Origin of the sequence: Flavobacterium sp. MEB061 (assembly GCF_000834715.1) — a bacterium.
In the GTDB taxonomy this organism is placed as follows: Bacteria; Bacteroidota; Bacteroidia; order Flavobacteriales; family Flavobacteriaceae; genus Flavobacterium; species Flavobacterium pectinovorum.
On sequence record NZ_JXQR01000002.1, the window covers coordinates 114,540 to 139,089 of the forward strand.

The following is a 24,550-nucleotide window of genomic DNA, read 5'->3' on the forward strand; positions in this document are numbered from 1 at the left end:
AATAGAAATTTCATTTTTATTTCAACCTTTGCAACTTTTTCCGAAATAAGAAAAAATAATACTACATTTTAACACTCTAACCCATAATCTGAAAATTTATAATTTTGATTATTTTAACAAAAAAGACGAGCATTACTGCTCGTCTTTAAATTTATTTTTGCTAATGTATATTAGTAGAAATGTAAAATTACATATCATTAACTCTGAAACATTACCAAAATTCATATGTTATTATTATAGAATAGGCTATTCAATTAATATCTTTTTGGTTGTTGTAGTTGAATTTTGAGAAATCGTAGCCAAATATAAACCTTTGGCAAGTTTAGTTCTAATAACTTGATTAGTATTAGATTTTAGATTTTTTGTTTCGTATAATAACTTACCTTCTGTTGAGTATATAGCCAGAGAATAATTTTCACCTGATTGTGAAGTGAAATAAATATTAAAATCTCCGCCCTTTGATGGATTAGGATATACTTTGACATCACTATCTGTTTCAATATTATTTGCTAAAATATTTTTCTCATCTACACTTTTTGAAGTATTTCCTATTTTATTAAATTTAAATAATTGACATGCAGTCCCGTAATATTCCCAAAGCTGAAGATTTGCTGTGCCATCCATATTACAATTAGAAATGTCCCAACTTTTTGATGTATTTATGGCTGATTTTATACTATAATAACCATTACCAACATCGGTTACTAGCCATTTTTGAGCATCATTACTATAATTATCCCAAAGTCTTATCGCTTTTCCATTTGTTGGATCTGCACTGTCAAGATCTATTACACGTCCTGTAGAACTTGCATTTGATTTAAAACGCCAATAGCCATTTCCGGCATCAATAGCAATCCATTGTTGTGCAGTTGCCCCTGATCTATCCCAAGGACGAATTACAGTGCCATTTGCATCAGCCCCATACTTAAGATCTATTACTTTATTTGAATTTGTTTTAAATTCAATTTCATAAACACCATTGTTTACTAGCGAAGTACTGCTACTACAGTTTTGCGATGGTATATTGTTATTTGCATATACAGAGAACCACTGCTTAGTTGGTGCAGCACAAGATTCCCAATCGTTGTTGAAAGCAGTTGTAACATTATATGGATCTGCCTTAGTTATCAACCCTTCTGGTGCAAGTAAATTCCAACTACAATTTCCGGTAGCATCAATTCTGCCTTTCAGATTAAGACCAAAACCACTTGTTGTACCAGTACCCCATGTTTCGTCCCCACTAGGCGACCAATCTGTTTCTGTTATCATAATAGGTGCTACGTTTGCAATCGGTTGCACGTTAGCATTCCAGGCATTATTAAAACTAGTGGTATTTTCTGCATTAGCTCCCCAATATCCTGGGTAAACATGAACAGCATAACCTATATTACCTCCAGTTATCAAATGGTTTGGATATCCCTGGTAATGAGATTGATATCCAGTTCCTGGTATCCAACAAACATTATTTGCCCCATTAGCCTTAATTCTATTTACTAAATCCTGAAAATAATTATGGAGAGCGGCAAAATGCTCATCACCTGTTGCACCCCAATTTCCATTTGTCCCAAGTATTTCTATAGGTTCATTGGCTATTTCAAACATAACATTATCTACATTCTTTAAACTTGGATGGCTCGATAGAAATTGCCATACGGTTCTTAAATAATTATGGTAATTGTCTCCATAAGCAATTCGATTAGGACATACTCCGGGAGGACGAAGGACAACATAGAGCCCTCTGCTTCTGGCATGATTAATTAAAGGGATTATAACTTGATTTACATAAGTTACTAATCTATTGTAATCAAAACATGCGATATCATTTTCTCCTGCAGAACAACCAGGTTTATTGGTCCAGTAAGGGTCAATATGAAGTCTTATATAATTTAATTTCCATCCGTTATTTGTGTCTGTGAGTGCATCCATAACTGCATTGTTATAATTTAGACAACCCTGAACATTATAGTTATCCCAACGACATTGATTATAAGAGCAACCATTAAACCAAGGACTTGGTGTTATGGCAACACCATGTAGTAAAACGTTTTTTCCGCAAGGATCCTTTAAATTTTTGCCTTCAATATGCAGAGGTGGCAGTGGCATTCCCGGCCATGCAAATAATTGTATTAGGGGAATAAACAGTAAAAATAGAAAAAGTAATTTTTGAAATCTTTTCATAATATAAATGGTTTAGTTAATAAAATATACTTCTCACTTTGAGTAAGTTTTTTACTGCTAATTTAACAATAAACATTTTAAAAACAACCGATTGTGTAATTATTGTTTTATTTTTTTCTAAATAATAATTTGATAAAATTTCCCGATACCTTAATTTATATTTCGGCTAAAAAACCAGAATAGGAAATATTGGGGAAAATAATATGTGGCTAAAAACAAAATCACTAAATTAGATTGAATCATTATTTGTTGACATTATAAAAAAAGTTGTTAAACAATCACCATTTTTAAAAAATGAAAACAATTATAATAAAACGAGATAAAAGACTTAGAAAACAGAACGCGGTAATATCGTTGCTGGCGCTAGTGATTTTTTTATCGACTGCTATAGTTGTTATTAACTTATCTGTTTTTCTGGCTCTATTTTTAGGCCTGATAGGACTCTTGTATCTTTTTTCTTTTATAAAGGATAAGCGCATTATTGAGGACCCCGCTGAAATTATTTTTAGCGATAGATGCGTTTTTTTTAATTCAATAGGTACTTTTGAGTGGGATGATATAAATGCCCTTGAAATAAAGAACAGCCTCAGCTATAATGAATATAGTGAGAGGAGCGCCTCTGTTTATTTACATGTTTTGCTGAAAAACAGGGAATCGTTTTATTTTCCGATAACCTTTCTGGAAAAAAATGAAAATGAAATTATGGCTCTTTTTATCAGGTATAAACCAATACTTCTAAAATCTCATTTTTAATAAAAACCTGCCTGCTCTACATTTTTAAGTTACCAATGAACATTCTGTCTACCTTTTTGGGATTAAAAAAAAGGGAATACTATTATTGTAGTATCGAATTAAAAAAAAGCAAATTAACTATTTTTACCAACTTCTATTGGATTTGTATCGATGGTCGTTAGCAAAATGAGATTGTCAACTTTATCCCAATTTATATATATCCGCATCTAACTAATGCGAAAAATACGTTAATAATGAAGACATTTAAATTCTTAAAAAATAAATATAATGTTGAACTCCTAATAGATATAGGTACTTATAAAGACATTCCATATTATTTTTTTGAAAGTGAGCTTCATCATACAGATTTTTATGAACTTATATTTTTTTCTAAAGGAAACGGCTATTTAGAACTTGATCAGCAAAGAATAGAAATTTCAGATAATACAGTTATTTTTATTTCTCCATTTCAAAAAAGAAGATGGTTTTTGGACAAGACTGAAGTTGAATGTTATTTCCTGTTTTTCCAGGATAGCTTTCTGTCTAATTTCTTCTCGGATAAACTCTTCTCTTTCAGGCTACAGTTTTTCTACAACAAAACCAAACCGCTCTATTTAAAGGTTAATGATGACTTCTTTTCACAGTTAGCCAATATAATTCAGGAACTGCTCAATGAGATAAAAACATTTAGATCAGATAGCGAACATATAATAAGAGCACTGTTGTACTTTATATTAATCAAACTCAATCGAGCTTATGCAGAGCATTATCTTCTATCTTCAGAAACAGAAAATAATAGTATTGCATTTATGTTTAAAGAGATTTTACAAAATGAAGTCCGCAAAATAAGAAACATTGACTATTACGCGCAACAGTTGGGTATTAGCAGAGTAACACTAAATAAATGCATTAAAAAGCAGTTCGGGATTACCGTTTCTGAAATGGTAAATGAATTTATTCTCTTTGAAATAAAGTCCCTGCTAACTTATACGAAGCTTAATATAAATGAAATTTCGTACCTATTAGAATTCTCTCAGGCAAATCATTTAACGCGTTTCTTCAAGGCGCAAACAGGAATCTCACCAAAAGAATTCAGAAATGCTTATCAAAATGGTAGTTCTGTTATCTAACTGGTAATTATTCTGATTACATGTATGATATATTTGTACATGAGAATATTTTTATCAAAAGTGGTCTGTTCTCAGTAGGAATCATTTAAATTATTAGATAATTAAAAATAGCCTTTCAATGAAAAAGCAAACCAAATTCACATATATATTTACTTTGATATTGCTCCCCTGCTTTCTATTCGGGCAACGACAACAAGCCATTGAACTTGCTAATCTGTACAAAAAAGGAAAGCTAAAATCAGTAAATAGAGAAATCAAAATCGTTTCGAGTGATAGTGGAGCTTATCTAAAAATATTGGAAAATAAAAAGGAAGGTATTGTATGGCTGCCTGTTAAGGACTTTAAAAACGGCACAATTGAAATTGAAATGCGGGGAAAAGACGTTTTCCAACGGAGTTTTATTGGGATTGTATTTCATGGCGTCGATGATATTAATTATGATGCTGTTTATTGTCGTCCTTTCAATTTTTTTGCTAAAGATTCTGTTCAAAAAATTCATGCTGTACAATATATCTCCCATCCCGATTTTACCTGGGAAAAATTAAGAAAGGAAAGGAATGCGTTTTTTGAGAAAGAAATCATCAATCCACCAAACCCTAGTGATTGGTTTACAATGAAATTAGTAATTGACAACACAACTGTTAAAGCGTACATAAACAATGCAGACCAACCTTCGCTGATAGTCGAAAAACTCAACAATCGAACATCAGGAAAAATAGGGTTATTTACAGCAGACAGCAGCGGAGGAGACTTTAAAACCATTAAGATAAATTATAAAAAAATCCACAGCAAACCATAAAAATTCTGCAGCGATTGTCACTGCATCTGATGATTTTTAGATAAGATGTTTAGTCTAATAAATCTGCAAAAGATACATCAATTGTAACGAAACTGAAATATAAATGTCTTTGTAATAAAAAACTATGAGAAAATTTCTAAAATGGGCAAAACGAATAGTCTTAGGCTTAATTACATTTATAGTATTATTACTTATTGTTGGATTTGTGTTTGAAAGGATATCCCGAAATGATGCTGAAAAAATTAATCCCGATGGCAGCTTTGCAGAAGTTGGAGATCATCGCCTCCATTATTTTAAAAAAGGAAATGGGGGACCAACGGTTGTATTTGAAACTGCATTTGATCCTGCCGGACACCTGCAATGGTACAATATTCAACAAGAATTACCAACCTCTTATACAAGCCTTTCATATGACAGGGCAGGAATTTTATGGAGTGATAGAGGCCACAATCCAAAATCAGGTGAACAGATTGCTGAAGAATTACATCTTTTGCTGGAAAAAACCAATGTCCCAAAACCGTATATTCTTGTAGGACATTCATTTGGAGGGACACTTGTCCGATTTTTTGTCAACAAATATCCTGAAGATGTAGCCGGTGTAATATTAGTGGATAGTCAATGTCCTAATGACGAAAAATACTTATCTCCCGAACTATTTAAAATGGTTAATCAAGGATTGCCAGGAGGTTTTTTGAAATTCGCCAATAACTTTGGCCTGGCCAGATTAATGTTCAAAAACATGTTCCCCAAGGATAAACAATACCAATATCAAAATGCAATAATGCCCGCTTTACTTTACAAGAGTGCTGATGCTGTGTTGGAAGAGCAGGATCAGATGAGTTCCATCAAGAAGGAAGCATCAAAAATAAACTCTTTTGGTGATATCCCTCTTTACGTATTGACTGCAGCTGATGAAAAACGCTATGATTCATTTATTAAAGACGATAAATTAAAATTAGAAATGAAAAATGCCTGGACCAAGATGCAAAAGGATTTTTTACTCCTTTCTACCAACAGCAAACAAATCCTGGTTCTCAATAGTGGACATTATATCAACCAGGAGCAGCCAAAAATTATTGAAAACGCAATCAATGATATGATTAAAAGATAATAGTTCCACAATAATTACTACAGCTAACAGAGATTTATATCAAGGACAGCAGGTGCCACAAATTGAACCTTACATTCATCAAAAAACTAAATATAAGTTCTCCTATTTTCAATTAATGTCTATTATAAAATAAGATTATAAAGGGTCTTTTTAAAGCCATTAAATTGGTAGACACTTTATGAATATCATTCATAGCAGTTGTTGCTATTATAAAAACTATAATATTATAATGAAAAGAATACTTTTAATTATCTTACTTTCTACTCCCCTCTTTGCTACTCAGTCACCGAAGGAAACTTTTACCATCTGGGGAAGGATTGTAGATAATGGATTTAGTCCTATTGGGTCATTTTCGATTAAGGTTTTCGAACTTAATACTGTTACAAATCAAAAAAAAATAATCCAAGATTTTAAAGTCAGAGATGATAATGGAGAATTTTTAATAAAAAACCTTAAATCAGAAACTTATCTTATTGAAGTTACAGTTGAAAATTATACAAGGTACAGCATCATAAAAACAGTTGGAAATAAAAACGAATCAGTTGGAGAAATCGTTTTACAAAATACTTGGTAAAAAAATAGATAAGTAATACAAGATAGTAACTGGATTGGAGTAAACACTTCATCTCCTGTAGCAGACACCAATAAATTAATTATTAGTGCAAATGATGTATCAAAAGGAGTAGCATTATTTATGCCTACAACAGCCGGTAAAAAATATACAGTATCTTACGATTTAGATTTAGTAAATTCTTCTGGAATTAATACTAAAGCTATTAACTCTGGAACGCTTATTTTCCAGAAGCCTGAAACTGTATCGGGAAGACAAAGCATCACTTTCACAGCCACAGGTGTTGTGAGTACTATACAATGGGTTAGAAGCAAACCAAAAGACGGAAGTGGCAGTGTAGAAGTTTTCACGTTAGATAATGTAACAACATCTGTAGAATCTACAGAAAATACATTTGCTTCTACTATCTTTGTAGCTGACGTTCTTACCTATTCAGATTATTATCCTTTTGGAATGTTGGTGCCGAATAGACATGGTAACAGCAAGGATTACCGTTATGGATTCCAAGGTCAGGAAATGGACAACGAGCTGAAAGGCGAAGGAAATTCTTTGAATTATACCTTTAGGATGCATGACCCTAGGATTGGTAGGTTTTTTGCGATTGACCCGTTAACTAAAAAGTATCCTCACTATACACCATATAGTTTTAGTGGAAACAAAGTAATTCAATTTGTAGAATTAGAAGGACTTGAAGAATCAGGAACAAATGCAGGAAGTGTTATTATGTCTTTTCTGCTTCCTCTGCCTCCTAAAATTAAAAATAATCCTCAAAGATATCCTGGTGCTCACGGGTTAAGTTTCGGAGGAAAAGCTGCGGCTGTAGCTGTTTCTGCTCCGCCATTAGCAGTTGGAGCGGTATTTGGAGGCGCAGAAGTTGGAACAGCATATGAAGCATATACTACTTGGTACGGAACTACTGCAACAGCTAATTATTTTGCAGCTGGTATAGGAGGAACAAGTTCACTTGCTATGACTGAGTATTTTGGAGCGTCTCTTGTACATTCATCTGTAAGTAAAGGCGTAATTAGTGGTCTTTCAAATGCATTTGGTCAAATTGCATATAATCGAGGTATGGATGATTTTAATTATGCTCAACCTCTTTTTGCAGGATTGATTGGAAACCCATTTTTATCAAATTTAGGAGAATCTACAATAGGTTGGACAAAAGAGGGAGGTTGGGAAACCCATTATTTTGATTCAAAGTTTTTCTCAACATTTGGGTCTAATTATTTAGGCTCTAAAATTGGAGCCAAGTATGAAATACCCGATAATTCAGCAATGTATACAGCTGTAAAAAATGTTTTAAATTTATCTTCAGGAAGTGCTGTTGAAACATTTGAAAATAAAATTGGAGATAGTTTGGATGATATTCAGAAAGACTTTAAAGATTTTAAGATTGATAAATCATTTAATAGAAATAATACAACTACTAAAAAACGTTAATAATGTCTAAGAAAGAAATTGTAACAATCATTTGTTTTTTTTTATCATTTGGTCTGCTTTATTTTTTTGGAAATAAATATCAAGATGAAAAGAAAGATATAATTGATGAAAATAAACTAACTACAGTTGCAAAAGTTTTTAATATCGATTCAAGAAGGAGTTTTACGTCTGCTAAATTTTGCTTTTATTTTAATGATGTAAGGTACGAATCTGGAAAACATATTAATAATTCAGGAGAGATGTATATTAATAAATACTATAAGGTTGAATTTGCAACTATTAAGCCAGAGTATTCCCGTATAATATTAGACCAAGAAGTTACAGATTCAACAGAGATTGTTAACGCTGGGTTTAAATATAAGTCTCCGCAAGAAGAATAGATTAAACATGCAATAAATAAGAAAACCTAATACTAGATATGATTTTGGTATTAGGTTTTTTGTTTTTATGCACTTTTTATAAAGCTTCCAGATACATTAAGTGTCTCCCAGCTCTTCGAAAAGTTCTATAAAAGAATAAATTTGTCGGTTTGCGCTGTGCGAAGTCTCCTGACTTCGTACCCGCAACGATAAGCCACAAAGAGCATAAAAAAATTAAACTTCACAAAAAAACAGATGGATACAATTGCTATTTTTGATTTTTAATTGTTCCGTTTTAACAGCCCAGCTCTTCGAAGAGTTCTATAAAAAAATAAATTTGTCGGTTTGCGCTGTACGAAGTCTCCTGACTTCGTACCCGCCAACTATAAGACACAAAGAGCATAAAAAAATAGACTTTTGCAGAAAAAACAGATATATACAATTGCTGTTTTTGCTTTTTAGTTGTTCCGTTTTAACAGTTTTTTCTATTTAAATCTTGGACATTATATCTAATATTTATTCTATTTCAACATGTTAAAAATGTAAAATCTCATATCACTAAATCTGAAACACTACCTGATAAAAACAAAAGAGACGACCAGCGGGTCGTCTCTTTTTACTATTCAAAAATTATAATTTTACATTCCTTTTCAGTTAGTTGCTTTTATGTAAAACACTAATCTAAAAACATCATGAGTAATTTTGAAAAGGAAAATTATTTTCCACAATTGCAATATTCCAATTAAAGTTCTGACTTTAAATTTATTTTACCTTTCTGAAGCCCTTTACCTGTTACTTCCAATTGTATCGCACCTGCAGTTTTAATTGCTTTAACCAATACCACCAATTTACCGCTGAAAAGCTTCATTTTATTTTCGTGAAATATTTCCAATGAAGTTGCGTCTCCATTACAAGCTGCTCTGTATGTTGCAGCGCCAGTTACCTTAAATTGCAATTCATTAACTGCTGTAGGACATGGAATTCCGTTTTTATCTACAACTGAAACAGTTACAAAAGAGATATCATCGCCATCAGCCTTAATGACTTTGCGATCTGCTTCGAGAACAATTTTATACGGATCTCCTGCGGTTTTAACCTCACTTTCGGCAGCTATTTTTCCATTTGAATCAAATGCCACAACTTTTACGGTTCCCGGCTCATATTTCACATCATTCCACATTAAGCGATAACGGTTTTGCGGAGTTGAATTGTTTTTTTTCTGAATCCCCATACTTTTTCCATTTACGAAAAGTTCTGCGCTGTCGTAATTTGTGTAAACGAAAACGGGAGTAATTTCTCCTTCTCTTCCTTTCCAGTTCCAATGTGGTAGAATATGAAGCGTTGCATCTTTCGTATTCCATCTGCTTCTGTACAAATAAAAACGGTCTTTAGGAAGTCCAGCCAAATCAGAGATTCCGAAATAAGAACTTCTTGACGGCCATTTTTCATCATAAGGCGTAGGTTCTCCCAAATAATCAAAACCTGTCCAGACAAATTCGCCAATCACCCACGGTTTGTCATCCTGAAGTACAAAATCTTCATCAGGAACATTCGACCAGCTGCAAGCTTCAAGATCATAAGACGAACATTGAAGATCATCGTATTGTTTCTCTTTTTGCTGTACAACAGGAAATTTATAAATTCCTCTTGAACTCACTGTTGAAGCAGTTTCTGAACCTAAAATAAATCCTTGTGGAAATGATTTATAAGCTTCTTCATAAAGATGAACTCTATAGTTCAAACCTGGCACATCTAGTAAAGATCCAAAACCTGACGCCATAGTCTGTTTTACCTGATCCATTCCTACCGTTACCGGGCGTGTCGGATCTTCTCTATGAAAAACATCCTGCAAAAATTTAGCTCTTGTCAAACCTTCAGCTCCATATTGATCCGGAACTTCATTTCCTGAACTCCACATTACAATACAAGGATGATTTCGTGTGGCTCTCACTAAATTTACAATATCTTTTTCTGCATATTCTTCAAAAAAGCGGTGATATCCGTTTTGTACTTTGGGTTTAGCCCATTCATCAAAACTTTCGGCCAGAAACATAAATCCCATTTCATCGGCCAATTCAAGCTGTTCAAAAGAAGGCATATTATGAGAACTGCGAATCGCATTACATCCCATATCTTTCAGAATAGTAAGTTGTCTTCGAAGTGCTGCTTTGTTTACCGCAGCACCAAGCGGACCAAGGTCATGATGCAGACAAACTCCTTTAAATTTTGTCACTTTTCCGTTAAGGCTAAATCCTTTATTGGCTTCGTATTTAATAGATCTGATACCGAATTTTATACTTTGTTCGTCTTTTAAAGTTCCGTCATCTGCGTATAATTTGGTAATCGCTGTATATAAATAAGGCGTCTCAGGACTCCATAAATGTGGATTGGCAACAGTAATAGTTTGATGAAATTTTCCGTCTTTCATTTCAGTAGCTTTCTGTGTTGCTACTATAGTATTAGCTGCATCTTTTATTTGCGTTTGCATCGACAGATTATTGCCATTAATTTCGGCTTTAATGTCAACAACAGCGCCATTTTCCTTGATGTCCGGAGTTGTAATAAAAGTTCCCCATTGTACAAAGCTTTCCTCCTCTTTTACCTCAATACTCACTTTTCTGTATAAACCAGCTCCGGGATACCATCTGGATGAAAATGGCATATTGGTCAATTTTACTGCTAATATATTTTCTGATCCGGCTATTAAATCTTTAGAAATATCAATATAAAAATAACTGTATCCGTAACCCCACTCTCCTATTTTTTTTCCGTTTAAAAAAACCTGAGGTTCACTCATCGCGCCTTCAAAAATAAGAAGTGCTTTTTTACCTTTTTTAAACTCAGGAATCGAAAATGTATTGCGATACCAACCCGTACCAATATGCGGAAGCGCACCTGTACGGCCTGTTTTTTCGGTAGGAACTTTTTCTCCGTTTTGTTCAATTGCCGAAACCTGTTTGTCCCATTCTTTATCAAAAGGTCCGTAAATCGCCCAATCGTGCGGCACACTAACTTTTTCCCATTTTGAAGCATCAAAATTTACAGAAAAAGCATTTTCTTTTACCTCCTTAGAAAAACGCCAATTATCTTTTAAAACAACTGTAGTTGATTGTGACATTATTTTTCCGGACGAAAAAATCAAAAGAAATACGAATATTATTGATCTAAAAATTAATTTCATTTTTTGTTTTGTTTTTCTACCATTAAGATATTAAGATCATTTAGCTTTATGAAACTTAATATCTTAATGGTAAAATTTAATTTCTAATTTTAATTTTTGAAAGCATCCAATGCCGGCGAAGGTTTACCGTCAGAAAGCCAGGCATTCAATTGATAACCGCTCCAGCTTTTTTCGCCTTGTGGTTCCCAATAAATTACACCTAAACCTTTATTATTAGGCACACTTTTTACGGCTTTTATAGTCGCTTCAAGCATTTCTTTGGTGTTTTGTACTTGTTCAAAATCACCTCCAACCTCGACCACCATAACTTCTTTATTGTAGCGGGAAGCCATGTCTTTTAGATTATTTTCTAAATCTAAAATGGTGCTTTGATAATCGGTTTTGATCCAATACGGATAATACGATAAACCAATTACATCATATTTTACCTTATTTTCAGTGGCTTTATCAAAAAACCATCTGAATTTTTCACTTTTATTTCCTTCGTCTAAATGAACAATAACTTTAATTTTTGTATCGATGGCTTTTGTAGCTTCATATCCTTTATCAAGTAATTGTGCCAGCTGATTAAAATTATCTGTATGTCCTTCCGGCCAAAGCATACCGCTTGGAATTTCATTTCCAACCTGAACCCATTCCGGCGTTACTCCTGCTTTTTTCAACAGTTGCAAAACATCATAGGTATGTTGGTAAACATCGGTTAACAATTCCGGAAAAGAATGTTTTGCCCATGCAGCAGGTTTATTTTGTTTACCGGGATCTGCCCACGAATCACTGTAATGAAAATCGATCATGATGCGCATTCCCATTTTTTGCGCGCGAACCGCCATAACAACTGTTTCTTGGGGACTGCAGTGTCCGCTGGCTTTATCATCATTCGGGTTAACCCAAACACGCAACCTGATCGTATTTATTCCACGGTCTTGTAGTAATTGCAGACAGTCTTTCTCAGAACCATCTGCATCATAAAATTTATAACCTGTTGCTTCCATTTGAGGCAGCCAACCGATATCAGCTCCTTTTGAAAAGGAGTTTTTTTCGCTAATCATTTTTGATTTACATGAAGTAAATGCAAGTACAATTAGCATCAAAAAAGATATAATTTTAAGTGAATTTCTCATGTTTTAGTCTTTGCTGAAAGCCTCCATTACTGATAATGCATTATTGTCAAAACTATATAAAGCCTGATTTTCGAATGTAGAACCACTTGTTGATTGTTGTCCTTTAAAAGCAACCCACTCGCCTCCCCAATACGCAAATCCTTGCCCGAATTGGGATGTCTTTACGATGTTTTTAATATCCATAACAAAAGTTCTTTGTCCCGCCGGAGTTGCCGGATATCCCGGTACCAACTGATCGTTTGTTCCTACAATATTATTAGTCTGATCATTGTGTAATAAAGTAAAAGGATAAGCGGTTTCTGCAATCAGGACTTTTTTACCGAATTTTTCTCCTAAAGCATCAATGGTATTTTTTACTTCTGTCAAATCTTTACCGTGCCAAACAGGATAATACGATAATCCGATATAATCATAATCAACACTTTTCATTTTGGTAAAAAACCAATCAGTTGCACCGCCGTTTACACCTGCATAATGAATCATTATTTTTGTGTTTGGCGCTTTACTGCGAACTGTTGCGCTGGCAGCAGTTAATAAAGCGATACATTGTTCTTCGTTACTGATTAAATTTCCTTGTGGCCACAATAATCCACTATTGATTTCATTACCAATTTGAATAATATCCGGATTGATTTCTGTAATTATTGTTGATGTGTAATCAGAAACTGCTGTTTTTAAATCGGTAAAAGATAAATTTTCCCATTCTTTGGGAGTGGTCTGTATTGCAGGATCAGCCCAATTGTCAGAATAATGAACGGTAAGCCAAACTCTAAGTCCTGCTTGTCTTGCTTTTTGAGCCAATTGTTTTACTTCGCTTAAACCAGAACGTCCATTTACAGGATTTTTCCATAAACGAATTCGGACTGTATTACAACCTGCATTTTTAAGCGTTGTAAGCATTCCTTCTGCTTTGCCATTGCTGTAAAATTTAGTTCCTAAAGATTCCATTTGAGGAAGAAAAGAAACATCTGATGCCCTGATAAAAGTATCAGTTGCATCTGGCGGATTCACCGCTTCTGTATCTGCAGCATCATTACTTGAGCATGAAAACTGAATTGCCGTTATAGCAAGTAACCCAAGAATTTTTATATATTTTTTCATGATATGAGTTATAGTGATTGAAATTTTGAATTTAGAAGAAGCCTCAAAATAAGTTGAGGCTTCTCTTATTTTTTTAAATTCAATTTTATGGAGTTGGTATAAACGTGTAACGACCATCTAAGTCATTGAACCAAATTTCATATTTTCCAGCCTCAACAATAATATCTCCACCATTATCACCCCAGCTAACATCCCAGCTGTTGTTTGCTTTAAATTTCATTTTTCCGGCTTGTAAAGTTTGAGTAACTTTCCAGATATGTCCATCAAAATCAGATTTTACTAAAGGAACATCCATATTCCATCCGGCGTCATCACCTGTTAATACAGATCCTGTCAAAGTGATTGCCGCGTACGTTGTCATTGGTCCTGTATAAGGCTCAATTTTATATGTTAGTTCTTCAAGATTAATTTCAAAACTATAGTAACCTGCAGCTGTCGTAGGGAAAACACCCGGATCAGTATCGCTTTCTGTTGCTCTGTATTGTACTGCAGCACCATTTGTTCCGTAAGCCGGAGCCCAGAAACCAATTTGCTCAATTAATTTAAAACCATCTTTATTAAAATATCCTGTGTAATAAAACTTTGCATTTTCCTTTGTATCTCTGTAAATTGGCATATTGTTGCTCGTTACACTCCATCCTGCTGCGGTACCAGGTCCTACTAAAAACAAATCAATTTTAGGAAATATACCTCTGTAAGGAGTCAATGCGATTGTAATTGGCGTAGAAAGTTTTGGCTCTGAAAGTGTTGTTCCAACCGTTGATTTAATTCTAACATCGATTGTTCCTTCAACCTCAGCCGTAAGACCAAGCTCAAGTGCTTTTGCATTCAGTTCTGCTACTGTAATACTGGCGTGAGTAGAAGTTGTAGACGTAATATCTACCGGAGCTGCAAATTCAGTATTACTGGCTGCAAACTGTACGCTATAGGTAACGATTGTAGGTGTACCGTAACTCACTTTTTCCCAGGTAAAAGTCAGGGCAGTATTGTTAGGTGTGTCTTTATTTAAAATAGTCGAAGAACCATTATCAGGAGTAATCATTGAAAAAGCAGCTTCCTGAGGCTCTACGATCATCAAATCTGTTTCGTTTTCACAAGACCAAAGTCCTGTAATTAAGGTAATAGCTATAAAAAATTTATATATATGTTTCATTTTTTGTATCGTTTATGTTTTAAAAAAAGTTTTAGTAACCCGTGTTTTGAGTCAAATTTCTATTGGCTCCCAATGATCCTTCCGGAATAGGAAAAACGCTCATGTAAGAAGGTATAGCGATTCCTTTTGAAGAATTTCCTTTCCATGCCCAATTGTAAGATCCTCCAGTATATTTGCCAAAACGAATAAGATCTTGTCTTCGGTGTGCTTCCCAATGTAATTCGCGAGCTCTTTCATCAATTAAAAAATCAAGCGTCATTTCGCTTAAGGTAATGTTTCCAACAGTCGAATTACTATTAGCCCTTTGTCTTAAAGCATTTACATAATCTAATGCCTGAGCAGTTGTGCCGTTTCCGCCTCTTAAAGTAGCTTCTGCATACATTAAATAAACATCGGCTAATCTGAATAATGGAAAATCAGTATCAGCATAAGTAGAACTTACACCGCTAACTCCTGCGGTAGTTTTATTAGAAAATTTAGATAAAATATAACCTTGTGTTTTTACGCCAATATCTTCAATATCAATTGATCTTTGTTTTGCCGGATCGCCCTGAACTCCTCTTCCTACTGTATTTCTGGTATCCTGACTGAATTTTGTACCGTCAAATTTTTGAGCAAATTCTTTTCTAATTCTAAGTGCTCCTGTCCAGCCGCCAACTCCAAAATCAGCACCATTGTTTTCCCATGCACCAATTTGTCCGTTTGTTAAAACAGTTGTTGCTCCCCAGTTTTGAGAAACTGCTCCATCAGACTGGATTCCGAAAATGATTTCTTCAGAAGTGTTATTATCTGCTTTAAAATTGTCCAGGTATTTTGGTTTTAAAGTATAACCGCTTGCTATAATTTCATTACACATTGTAATACAATCATCAAAACGATCGGCTTGAATATATACCTCGGCATTCAAATATATTTTTGCCAGAATCATACGTGCCATAGATTGGTCTAATCTTCCGTATTCATTCGTTCTGGCTGCTTTTAAATCCGGTAAAACAGCTTTAAGCTCTGTTTCGATAAAATCAAATAATTGTTTTCTGTTAAACTCAGGTCCGGTAAAATTTACAGGATCATTTTCGGTATACATTGGTGCTTTCCCAAATAAATCCATCATGTTATAATACGCATACGCTCTTAAAACACGAACTTCCTGACGATAAAGTGCTATATCGGCCAAAGTTGCAGCATTTGTAATACCTCTTGAACTTAGTTTTTCTGGTGTACTCTGACGTAAAAATTCGTTTGCATAAGAAACAGAAACCATCGTTCTGCTGAACATTCCCAAAATAACAGGATTTGCAGCTGTCCAGATATTACGCTGTAATTCTGCGGTTCCTCCATCATTTTCATAACTCCAAACCAGTTCGTCTGTAGTTAATTCCTGCATGTATAATAAACATCTTGTAAACTGGCTAGTTCCGGCATCGACACCTTCCAGAGAAGAATCATTAGGACCAATAACTCCGGTTAAAGTCAGATTTCCGTACACACCTGCGAAAGCTTGTTTATATCCCTTAGGCGTAGAAAATAATACATCAGAAGAAAGAACATCGTCATCTTCTGAGACTACATTTAAATCATCAGTACAAGACTGAAAAACGGTAGTCAATGCTAAAATTGTTATTAAAATATATTTTTTCATCGTAATTAAAATTTAAGATTAAGACCAAATAAGATGGATCGTTGTCTTGGATAAATCGTTTTGTCTACACCATTGTTGGTAATTTCAGGATCTAAACCACTGTATTTTGTAATAACAAAAACGTTCTGAACTCCTGTTGATATTCTTAACGATGCTTTACTGTTTAACCAGTTGTTCAAAGTGTATCCTAACGTAACATTGTCCATTTTTAAGAAAGAAGCATTCTCTATATAAAGATCTGACAATACAACATTTGAAGTAGTTTGAAAATTAGTTTCTGTTATCTGAGACGGAACATTACTTAAAACCCCTCCGTTTTCCATAGCATCATATTGTGCTCTGCTGGCGTCTACGGCATTATAAATTCGGTTACCAATACTGGCTCTTAAATTAAATGAAAAATCGAATTTTTTATAATTCATGTTAGATGCAAATCCTAATGTAAAATCAGGATCCGGATTATTATAGATATATTTATCAGCATCATTTCTGATATTATCTCCATTTAAATCTGCAAAAGCGCCTTCAATTGGTTTTCCTTCGTTGTTGTATAATTGTTTGTATACGTAAAAAGAATAAGGAGTATAACCTTCTCTGAAAATTTGTCCCGGAGTTCCTGTTCCTGCAATGTTGTCTCCTAAAAAGATATCGCTTCCGTTTACCAGATTTTTGATTCTTCTTTCAAATTTAGAGACATTAAAATTCATATTCCAATTGAAATTTTCTGTTTTTACAGCATTAGCATTAATCGTAAACTCGACACCTTTTGTGGTAAAACTCCCTACGTTTTGGTACACGCGGTTAGAGAAATTACTACCATCAGATATTGCTGCATTTACCAATAAATCTTTAGATTCTTTGTAATAAACATCAAGTCCGGCAGATAAGCGATTGTTTAAAAAACCAAAATCAAGACCTGCATTGTATGAAGTGGTTTCTTCCCATTTCAGATTATTTGTTCTTTTTGAAGGAAGTGCAACCGGAATTGGGCTTTCGCCGAAGTAGTATTCAGAATTTCCACCGCCAAGCTGGTATTTTTGCAAATATCCGTTTGGCTCAGGAATATCCTGTTGTCCTGTAATACCATAACTTAATCTTAATTTTAAGTCAGATAATACCGTGCTTTCTTTAAAGAAATCTTCTTTGATTTTCCATGCAAAAGCTACAGATGGGAAATTCCCCCAACGATTTGCTTCTTCAAATCTCGAAGAACCATCTCTTCTGTAAGACAGCGTTAGTAAATATTTATCTCTAAAATTTAAGTTTGTTCTGGCAAAGAATCCTAATAAAACAACATCTGTATCCAAAGTAGTTTCAGGATATGTTGATGGCAAATCCGGATTTAGGATATTACCGGTTTCAAATTTTGAACTTTGAAATTTTTGATACGAATAACCACCTGTCATTTCAAAAACAAGTGAGTTAAAAGTTTTGTTATAAACTAAATAAGTATCTAATAATTTATTTTTTCTGGTTGCTTCTGTATATTCATTTGTCCCGTACGGAATGTTGTTGTTTGACGGAGCAGAACCGGCATCAGCACCAACCAATCTTCTTCTGTCTCCATTCGATTCATCATAACCAACATTTACAACAGCTCTTAAAGCGGGTAAAAAGTGGAATTTATAATCAATTTCAAAATTTCCAAAAATTCTGTCGTTTGTTCCTCTGTCATTTGTATTCAACAATTGCGAAACAGGATTTCTTGCTGCAGTCGAAACTAACGGATAATTTCCGTTGGCATCTACACCGGTAGTATATTCAAAATAACCTCCGTAAGGCGCACCTTCAACTTTTATGGGCTGCGTTGGGTCAAAACCAATAGCAGAACCTTCAACAGCATCTGTAAATCTGTTTATTTCGTTTGTATAATTGGCCGAAAGTCGCAATTTTAAATGATTGTCAAGAAAAGTTGGATTCATTACTAAACCAACCGTGTTTCTTTTAAAATTATTAGTTAAACGCAATCCCTGCTGATCTGTATTTCCTAAAGTTAAACTCGTTGGAATGATATTAAATAAACTTCCTCTAACGGCTAAACTTTGATCTACCGTTCCTGTGTTTCTGTAAATTGCTTTTTGCCAATCTGTATTTGCAGTTCCCAGTTTATCAAGATCATCACTTCTTCTGTCTGCAATTACGCTTCTAAATTCATCTGCACTTAAAACATCAACCGTTTTAATCAATGTACCCGCAGCATATTGTACATTATAATCTACAGACAATGTTTTACTTCCTTTTTTAGTGGTAATAATAATAACACCATTTGAAGCGCGGGAACCATAAATCGCAGACGCCGATGCATCTTTTAAAACCGTAATAGATTCTACAGTCGCAGGATTTAATGAGGCTAAAAATGAAGAGGCTCCTGTATTTGTCGTATTATCAAGCGGTAATCCATCGATGACAATAAGAGGATCATTACTTGCAAAAAGCGAACTTCCTCCTCGAATTCTAATTTGAGAACTAGACCCCGGAGCACCCGTTGAATTTACTGTTAAACCCGCTACTCTTCCGTTAAGCAGATTTTCTGTTGTAATATTATTTCCTTTATTAAAGTCTTTGGTAGAAAGTGCAGTAACAGATCCTGTCGCATCTTTCTTTTTAACGCTTCCGTAACCTACCTGAACAACAACTTCTTTTAGTAGATTATTATCTTCTTCAAGAGAAACAGTTATATTTTTTTGTCCGGCAACTGCGATAGTCTGAGTGGTATAACCGGTATAGGAAAACGTAATTTTACTATCTGCTTTTACTCCGGATAATTGAAATTTTCCGTCAAAGTCAGTCGAGGTACTACTATTTGTTCCTGATACTTTTATGTTTACTCCCGGTATAGGCTGCTTAGTTCCTTTTTCCAGGACAACACCGCTAATTGTGTTCTGGGCAAAAACACAAAAAGGAAGTAAGAGTAATAAAAGTAAAAATTTGGTTTTAATTATTTTCATACTTTTTTAATTGGGTTGGTTTAAGTTAGATTTTAATTAAGTGTGGTTAAAAAATGATTGCAGAGATTTTAGTTTACTCTCTTTTTTTTTACACTAAGAAAAGGTTTTTCTCTATGAATTTTTCTTTGGAATGTTGGTCATGTTTAAAGTGTTTTTGGTTAAGATAATTGGTTAGTTTGTTTTAGTTGACTTACTCTGAATAAAAAATAAAATAAGATTACTCAAACGTTATAGCTTATCAACTCACTCTGCAAATTAAGCACAGAACAAGGTTTTAAGACAGGGAAAAATTCATTTATAAAAGGGGACAATTTCGTAAAAAGTGTGTATATGACACTTTATAAAAACATATTCTGTATTTTTTTTGCTGTAAAAAAATGATAATCTAAATAATTAACAGGTAAAATAAGAGATTTAGTAATTGATTGAGCTACCGATTTTTTTATCACTATGACATCAAAAAACAGCTTAAAAATTCTTGAAATCTTATTTTTTAAATTAAGTTACACTTTTACAAAATAAAATTATTGCAAATAAATCCGTTTTTATCCGCGTTTTTACGAAGTAAATCTGTTTTATCCGCGTCAAAATTAGATGCTGATTTTACTGATTCGCTAAAGCGAAAACGCTGATAAAAACGGATTTTTCTAATTACTTTCCTAATTAAACTGTAGTAATTTTATAGATTTCCGCTTAACCAATGACATTCTGCTTCTGGACTATGTGTGAGAAACTAGTTTCTTTTGATTTATCTTTTTCAAAATCATATTTTCAAAATCATTAAATCTATGTTTCTATGTGTTAGAAAAAATTGCGCCCAACAGGTAATCACTAAAAAACCAGTAGTGTTTTTTAAACATTACATAATAATTGTTTTAATTTCGCAAAGTATACAGATTTCAAATATATTCACATAAAAATTGATCCGGCTTTTAGATCACATCTCTTCTATTTTTCGTATATCAAAGAGCAACGTGCTTTATAAAAAAAATTCTATGAATAAGTTAACGTTCTTTCTTGTTATTAGTCTTTTGCATATAAATGCATTTGGACAGAATTACCCGATAAGACATCTTGATATTTCATCAGGACTTTCAAACAATTCTGTTGCCTCTATATATCAGGACCAAAATGGCTATATGTGGTTTGGAACTTTTGATGGATTGAACAGATATGATGGAAATGATTTTAAGATTTACCGCCATATTCATACTGATCCAAATTCGATTCAGGGAAATGCCATTAGCTGTATCGAAGGTGACTTTGAAAATAATTTGTGGATAGGAACAACTGCCGGACCCGTAGTTTTTAATGCAGAACGATCTTCTTTTAGTCCGTTGAAATATTATGATACAAACAAAAAAATCAAACCTTTAAACGTTACCGCCTACGAAATAATTGCTGTACATCCTCTGCATATCATTCTTGTCGCTACAAAAGAGGCAATTGTCATTTATAAAGAAGGTGAGAAAATTGGAACGGCAATACCCTTCAACAGAAAATTAAATTACATCGCAAGATCAATAGCTTATAATGAGAAAAAGCAAATCTTCTACGTTTTTATAACCGGAACTGGTCTTTGCCAGTACGATATTAAATCAAAAAAACTAACGCTTCTCAACAATACAATTACTGGCTCAAATTGCATTAAGCTGACAAATGAAGGACTTTGGATTGGTTCAGATGAAGGAGCTTATTTATATAATGATAATCTGAATACGTATTCTAAAAATTACTTTCTGGAAAAAACAGTGGTGCGTGATTTTTATCAGCAACAAAACAGACTCTGGATTGCTACCGACGGTGCAGGGCTTTATACCATTACAAAAAATCAGACTACACCAGTTTTATATCGTGCCAGTGGTCCGGTTTCATTGCTTAACAGTAAATCTTTGTATGATATATTCGAAAGCAAAACCGGAGAAATGTGGTTTGGAACCCTGCGTGGCGGTGTAAGTATGATGGGAGAAAAACCGCTCGATTTTAATCATTTTAAAAGCAAAGATCCCCAGACTAATAAAGAAGATGAAGATCCTGCCGCAAACTTCATGCTTTCTTTCTGCGAAGATGAAAAGAAAAATATCTGGATTGGTACTGATGGCGCCGGAATGCGATACTGGAACAGAAAACAAAATACTTACGATGTTTACTCGACAACTTCATCTGCCGGGAGAAAGATTCAGAGCAATTTTGTTACAAGCATCGTCAGGGATTCTGATAATGCGATTTGGGTTGCGATGTGGAAAGGCGGTGTTTGCCGTATTGATCCAAAATCAAAAGCAATTCAGAATTTCTCCATTTATAATCAGTTTACCAAAAAAGCAGAACAAGAATCGTGGCTGCTGTTTTTAGATTCAAAAAAAACGTTGTGGCTTGCTGTTACTAACGGCGGAGCGCTATATCAACTGGATAGAAAACAAAATAAATTCATTTGCTACAGTAATACTTTGCGCGATGTAACTTGCCTTTACGAAACCAAAGACGGAAAAATCTGGGGCGGAACTTTCAATTCTTTTTTTGAAATAAATCCCACAACAAAAAAAGTAAAAAACTACCATTCAGAATATACTATTAGATGTATAACCGAAGATCGAAACAAAAATCTTTGGATTGGTACTGTCGAAGGCGGTCTGCTTTTTTTCAACCCAAAAACAGGCACTTCTAAAAAATATACCACACAAAACGGCCTTTCGAGTAATACAATCCTTCGCCTTCTGGAAGATCAAAAAGGAGATTTATGGATGAGTACCTATCACGGAATTTCGAGATTGAACCCCAAGAACAATACTTTTAGAAATTTTGGAGTTTCTGATGGACTTCAAGGCAGTCAATTTAGCTGGAATGCAGGTACAGAACTTTCAACGGGAGAATTTATTTTTGGCGGTATAAACGGATTCAATGTTTTTGATCCTGACAATATAAAAGACAAAAAAAATACAGGCAAATTTTTATTGAATGATTTGCTGGTAAACAATCAGCCTTTAAAATTAGACAGTCCTTATATCACAGAAAAAAAACTCGAAATGATAAGCGGTGCCGAACTTCCTTATGAAAAATCGGCATTGAGTTTTGATTTTGTTTATCTTGATTATGTCAATTCCGAAAAAATTAATACCGCTTACTTTCTCGAAGGATGGGACAAAGACTGGAATTATACCTCAAAAAACAACCGAGCAAATTATTCCAGATTGACCGAAGGAACGTATGTTTTTAAAGTAAAAACAACCGATGTTTTTGGAAATTGGACTAATGAAGTAACCCTCGCAACGGTAAAAATCCTTCCGCCCTGGTACAGAACATGGTGGGCTTATACTTTTTACCTTATTGCTGCTGCCGGTGCCATTTATGCCTATGTAAGGTATCATAAAAATAAGGAAAGACTTCGCTACGAAATAAAATTGACCCGTATGGAGCATAAAAAAGACAAGGAACATGCCGAAAAGCAGTTTTCTATGTTTACTTATATGGCTCATGAACTGCGCACTCCCCTATCTTTAATTATAAATCCGCTAAAAAGTGCAATCGACAGAAAAACCCGTTCTGAAGATGATCTCGATCTGAATCTTGCCTATAAAAATGCCAAAAGATTATTGAGTCTTACGGATCAGTTGCTGTTGTTTAGAAAAGCTGAAACAGATCTTGATGAACTCAAAATTTCTAAGATTAATTTAAACAGTTTGTGCCGTGAAATCTATGACAGCTTTACGCAAATGGCAGCCGTTAAAAGTTTAAATTATCAGTTTATTGAAGAAAAAACAGCAGCTGAAATATATGGCGATTATGAAAAAATAGAAATTACGCTTTTCAATTTAATCTCAAATGCCTTCAAATTCACACCAAATAAAGGAACTATAAGTATTGAAATCATCGAGAAAACGGCTGATGTTTCGATTATTATATCGGACACCGGAAGCGGAATTGATGAGAGTGATATTGATACTATTTTTGAAGAATTCAAGCAAGGTCATTCTAAAGCCAGCAATGGATTTGGAATAGGACTTTATGTCGCCAAATATTTTGTGACTAAACATCATGGAGAAATAACGTGTAAAAGCGAAATAGGAAAAGGTACTTCATTTACGATTACACTTCCAAAAGGAAAAAGTCATTTTGCAGAAATAAACATCAATGAAAATTATCCACAAATGTCGCCTCTTGTAGGTGAACTTTTGGAAGGAATGCCTACAGAAAATCCAAATACATCTGAAAGCAAAAATCAACCCTCAAATCCTGAAAGTATACAGGAAGAATTAATCAGCACCAAAAAAGTATTGCTAATTGTTGAAGACAATCCTGAAATGAATCATTATCTGGTACAGCTTTTCACCAAAAACTATATTGTTTATTCGGCAGCAAATGGACTCGAAGGATTAAAACTTGTCGAAAAACACATGCCTGATATTGTACTAAGCGATATTTCTATGGAAGGCATGAACGGTTTGGATTTATGTAAAAAAATCAAACAGAATGATGATTTAAGCCATATCCCTGTGATACTACTCACAGCTACAACCAGCAATGATATTCATTTACAGAGTATTACCGAAGGTGCAGACGATTATGTTACCAAACCTTTTGACAGCGATATACTTCTGGCACGCGTCGATGCTGTTCTTCGAAACAGAGGGCAATTACGCAAGTATTTCTTAGATAGCATAACACTTCGTGAAAATGTCAATAAAGTTCCTGTTGAATACAAAGAATTTCTTGATAAATGTATCGAAATCGTCGAGGCCAATCTTGAAAACAGCGAATTTAATTTAAAGAGTTTTTCTGCCGCAATGGGCATGAGTCATTCTAGTCTTTACAAAAAGATTAAAGCAATTTCGGGACAAACCGTAAATGTTTTTATCAGGTCGATCAGAATCCGCAGAGCTGCCGTAATTATGCTTACAGAAAACATTAACATCGCACAGGTTGGGCCTCAGGTTGGTATAGAAGATCAACGTTATTTCCGTCAACAGTTCGTAAAATTGTTTGGGATGAAACCTTCAGAGTATATCAAAAAATATAGAAATTCTTTTAATAAGGAATTGAATATCATTCAGAAGAATGATATTACATAATTTATTATTTAACTGAAA

The 24,550-nt window shown here is 34.1% G+C and carries 15 protein-coding genes; 8 read left to right on the top strand and 7 right to left on the bottom strand.

What is annotated here, in order from left to right; translation table 11 throughout:
* Window positions 1-246 precede the first annotated feature (246 nt).
* Window positions 247-2,103: an RICIN domain-containing protein gene (locus RT99_RS00540; RefSeq protein WP_242607153.1), complete on the bottom strand. Its 1,857-nt coding sequence runs from the start codon at window positions 2,101-2,103 to the stop codon at window positions 247-249.
* A gap of 369 nt (window positions 2,104-2,472) precedes the next feature.
* On the opposite strand from RT99_RS00540, the gene RT99_RS00545 reads away from it, so the two are divergent.
* The 7 genes from RT99_RS00545 to RT99_RS00575 all read left to right on the top strand — a co-directional run bounded on the left by RT99_RS00545 (window position 2,473) and on the right by RT99_RS00575 (window position 8,344).
* Complete coding sequence (locus RT99_RS00545) at window positions 2,473-2,931, top strand: hypothetical protein (protein ID WP_042562763.1); 459 nt, start codon at window positions 2,473-2,475, stop codon at window positions 2,929-2,931.
* Between the two features lie 233 nt (window positions 2,932-3,164).
* Entirely contained in the window at window positions 3,165-4,040 is an 876-nt protein-coding gene (locus RT99_RS00550) for an AraC family transcriptional regulator (protein ID WP_042562764.1), read from the top strand.
* A gap of 118 nt (window positions 4,041-4,158) precedes the next feature.
* Window positions 4,159-4,839, top strand: coding sequence for a hypothetical protein (locus RT99_RS00555; RefSeq protein WP_052483465.1), 681 nt, complete (start codon window positions 4,159-4,161; stop codon window positions 4,837-4,839).
* Window positions 4,840-4,963: 124 nt separating this feature from the next.
* Entirely contained in the window at window positions 4,964-5,950 is a 987-nt protein-coding gene (locus tag RT99_RS24540) for an alpha/beta fold hydrolase (protein ID WP_052483466.1), read from the top strand.
* Window positions 5,951-6,179: 229 nt separating this feature from the next.
* Window positions 6,180-6,524 (top strand): hypothetical protein, encoded by a 345-nt coding sequence (locus tag RT99_RS00565; protein WP_042562765.1) that lies wholly within the window; start codon window positions 6,180-6,182, stop codon window positions 6,522-6,524.
* Between the two features lie 120 nt (window positions 6,525-6,644).
* Window positions 6,645-7,964 (top strand): RHS repeat-associated core domain-containing protein, encoded by a 1,320-nt coding sequence (locus RT99_RS24545; protein WP_052483468.1) that lies wholly within the window; start codon window positions 6,645-6,647, stop codon window positions 7,962-7,964.
* A gap of 2 nt (window positions 7,965-7,966) precedes the next feature.
* Window positions 7,967-8,344, top strand: coding sequence for a hypothetical protein (locus tag RT99_RS00575; protein ID WP_042562766.1), 378 nt, complete (start codon window positions 7,967-7,969; stop codon window positions 8,342-8,344).
* A 721-nt stretch (window positions 8,345-9,065) separates the two neighbouring features.
* Here the strand turns inward: RT99_RS00575 and RT99_RS00580 are convergent.
* The 6 genes from RT99_RS00580 to RT99_RS00605 form a co-directional block, all read right to left on the bottom strand.
* On the bottom strand, window positions 9,066-11,504 hold the full coding sequence (locus RT99_RS00580) for a DUF4982 domain-containing protein (RefSeq protein WP_042562767.1): 2,439 nt from the start codon (window positions 11,502-11,504) through the stop codon (window positions 9,066-9,068).
* A gap of 89 nt (window positions 11,505-11,593) precedes the next feature.
* Complete coding sequence (locus tag RT99_RS00585) at window positions 11,594-12,625, bottom strand: glycosyl hydrolase 53 family protein (RefSeq protein ID WP_242607154.1); 1,032 nt, start codon at window positions 12,623-12,625, stop codon at window positions 11,594-11,596.
* 3 nt (window positions 12,626-12,628) lie between these two features.
* Entirely contained in the window at window positions 12,629-13,726 is a 1,098-nt protein-coding gene (locus RT99_RS00590; RefSeq protein WP_042562867.1) for a glycosyl hydrolase 53 family protein, read from the bottom strand.
* An 85-nt stretch (window positions 13,727-13,811) separates the two neighbouring features.
* The gene (locus RT99_RS00595) at window positions 13,812-14,879 is read right to left on the bottom strand and encodes a SusE domain-containing protein (RefSeq protein ID WP_042562768.1); all 1,068 of its coding nucleotides are present in this window, start codon (window positions 14,877-14,879) and stop codon (window positions 13,812-13,814) included.
* A 31-nt stretch (window positions 14,880-14,910) separates the two neighbouring features.
* Window positions 14,911-16,518: a RagB/SusD family nutrient uptake outer membrane protein gene (locus RT99_RS00600; RefSeq protein WP_052483469.1), complete on the bottom strand. Its 1,608-nt coding sequence runs from the start codon at window positions 16,516-16,518 to the stop codon at window positions 14,911-14,913.
* Between the two features lie 5 nt (window positions 16,519-16,523).
* Window positions 16,524-19,466 carry a SusC/RagA family TonB-linked outer membrane protein gene (locus tag RT99_RS00605; protein ID WP_042562770.1) on the bottom strand — a complete coding sequence of 981 codons (2,943 nt, stop codon included), beginning with the start codon at window positions 19,464-19,466 and terminating at the stop codon, window positions 16,524-16,526.
* A 995-nt stretch (window positions 19,467-20,461) separates the two neighbouring features.
* Here RT99_RS00605 and RT99_RS00610 point away from each other — a divergent pair.
* Window positions 20,462-24,532, top strand: a complete 4,071-nt coding sequence (locus RT99_RS00610) for a two-component regulator propeller domain-containing protein (protein ID WP_042562771.1) — start codon at window positions 20,462-20,464, stop codon at window positions 24,530-24,532.
* Window positions 24,533-24,550: the final 18 nt, after the last annotated feature.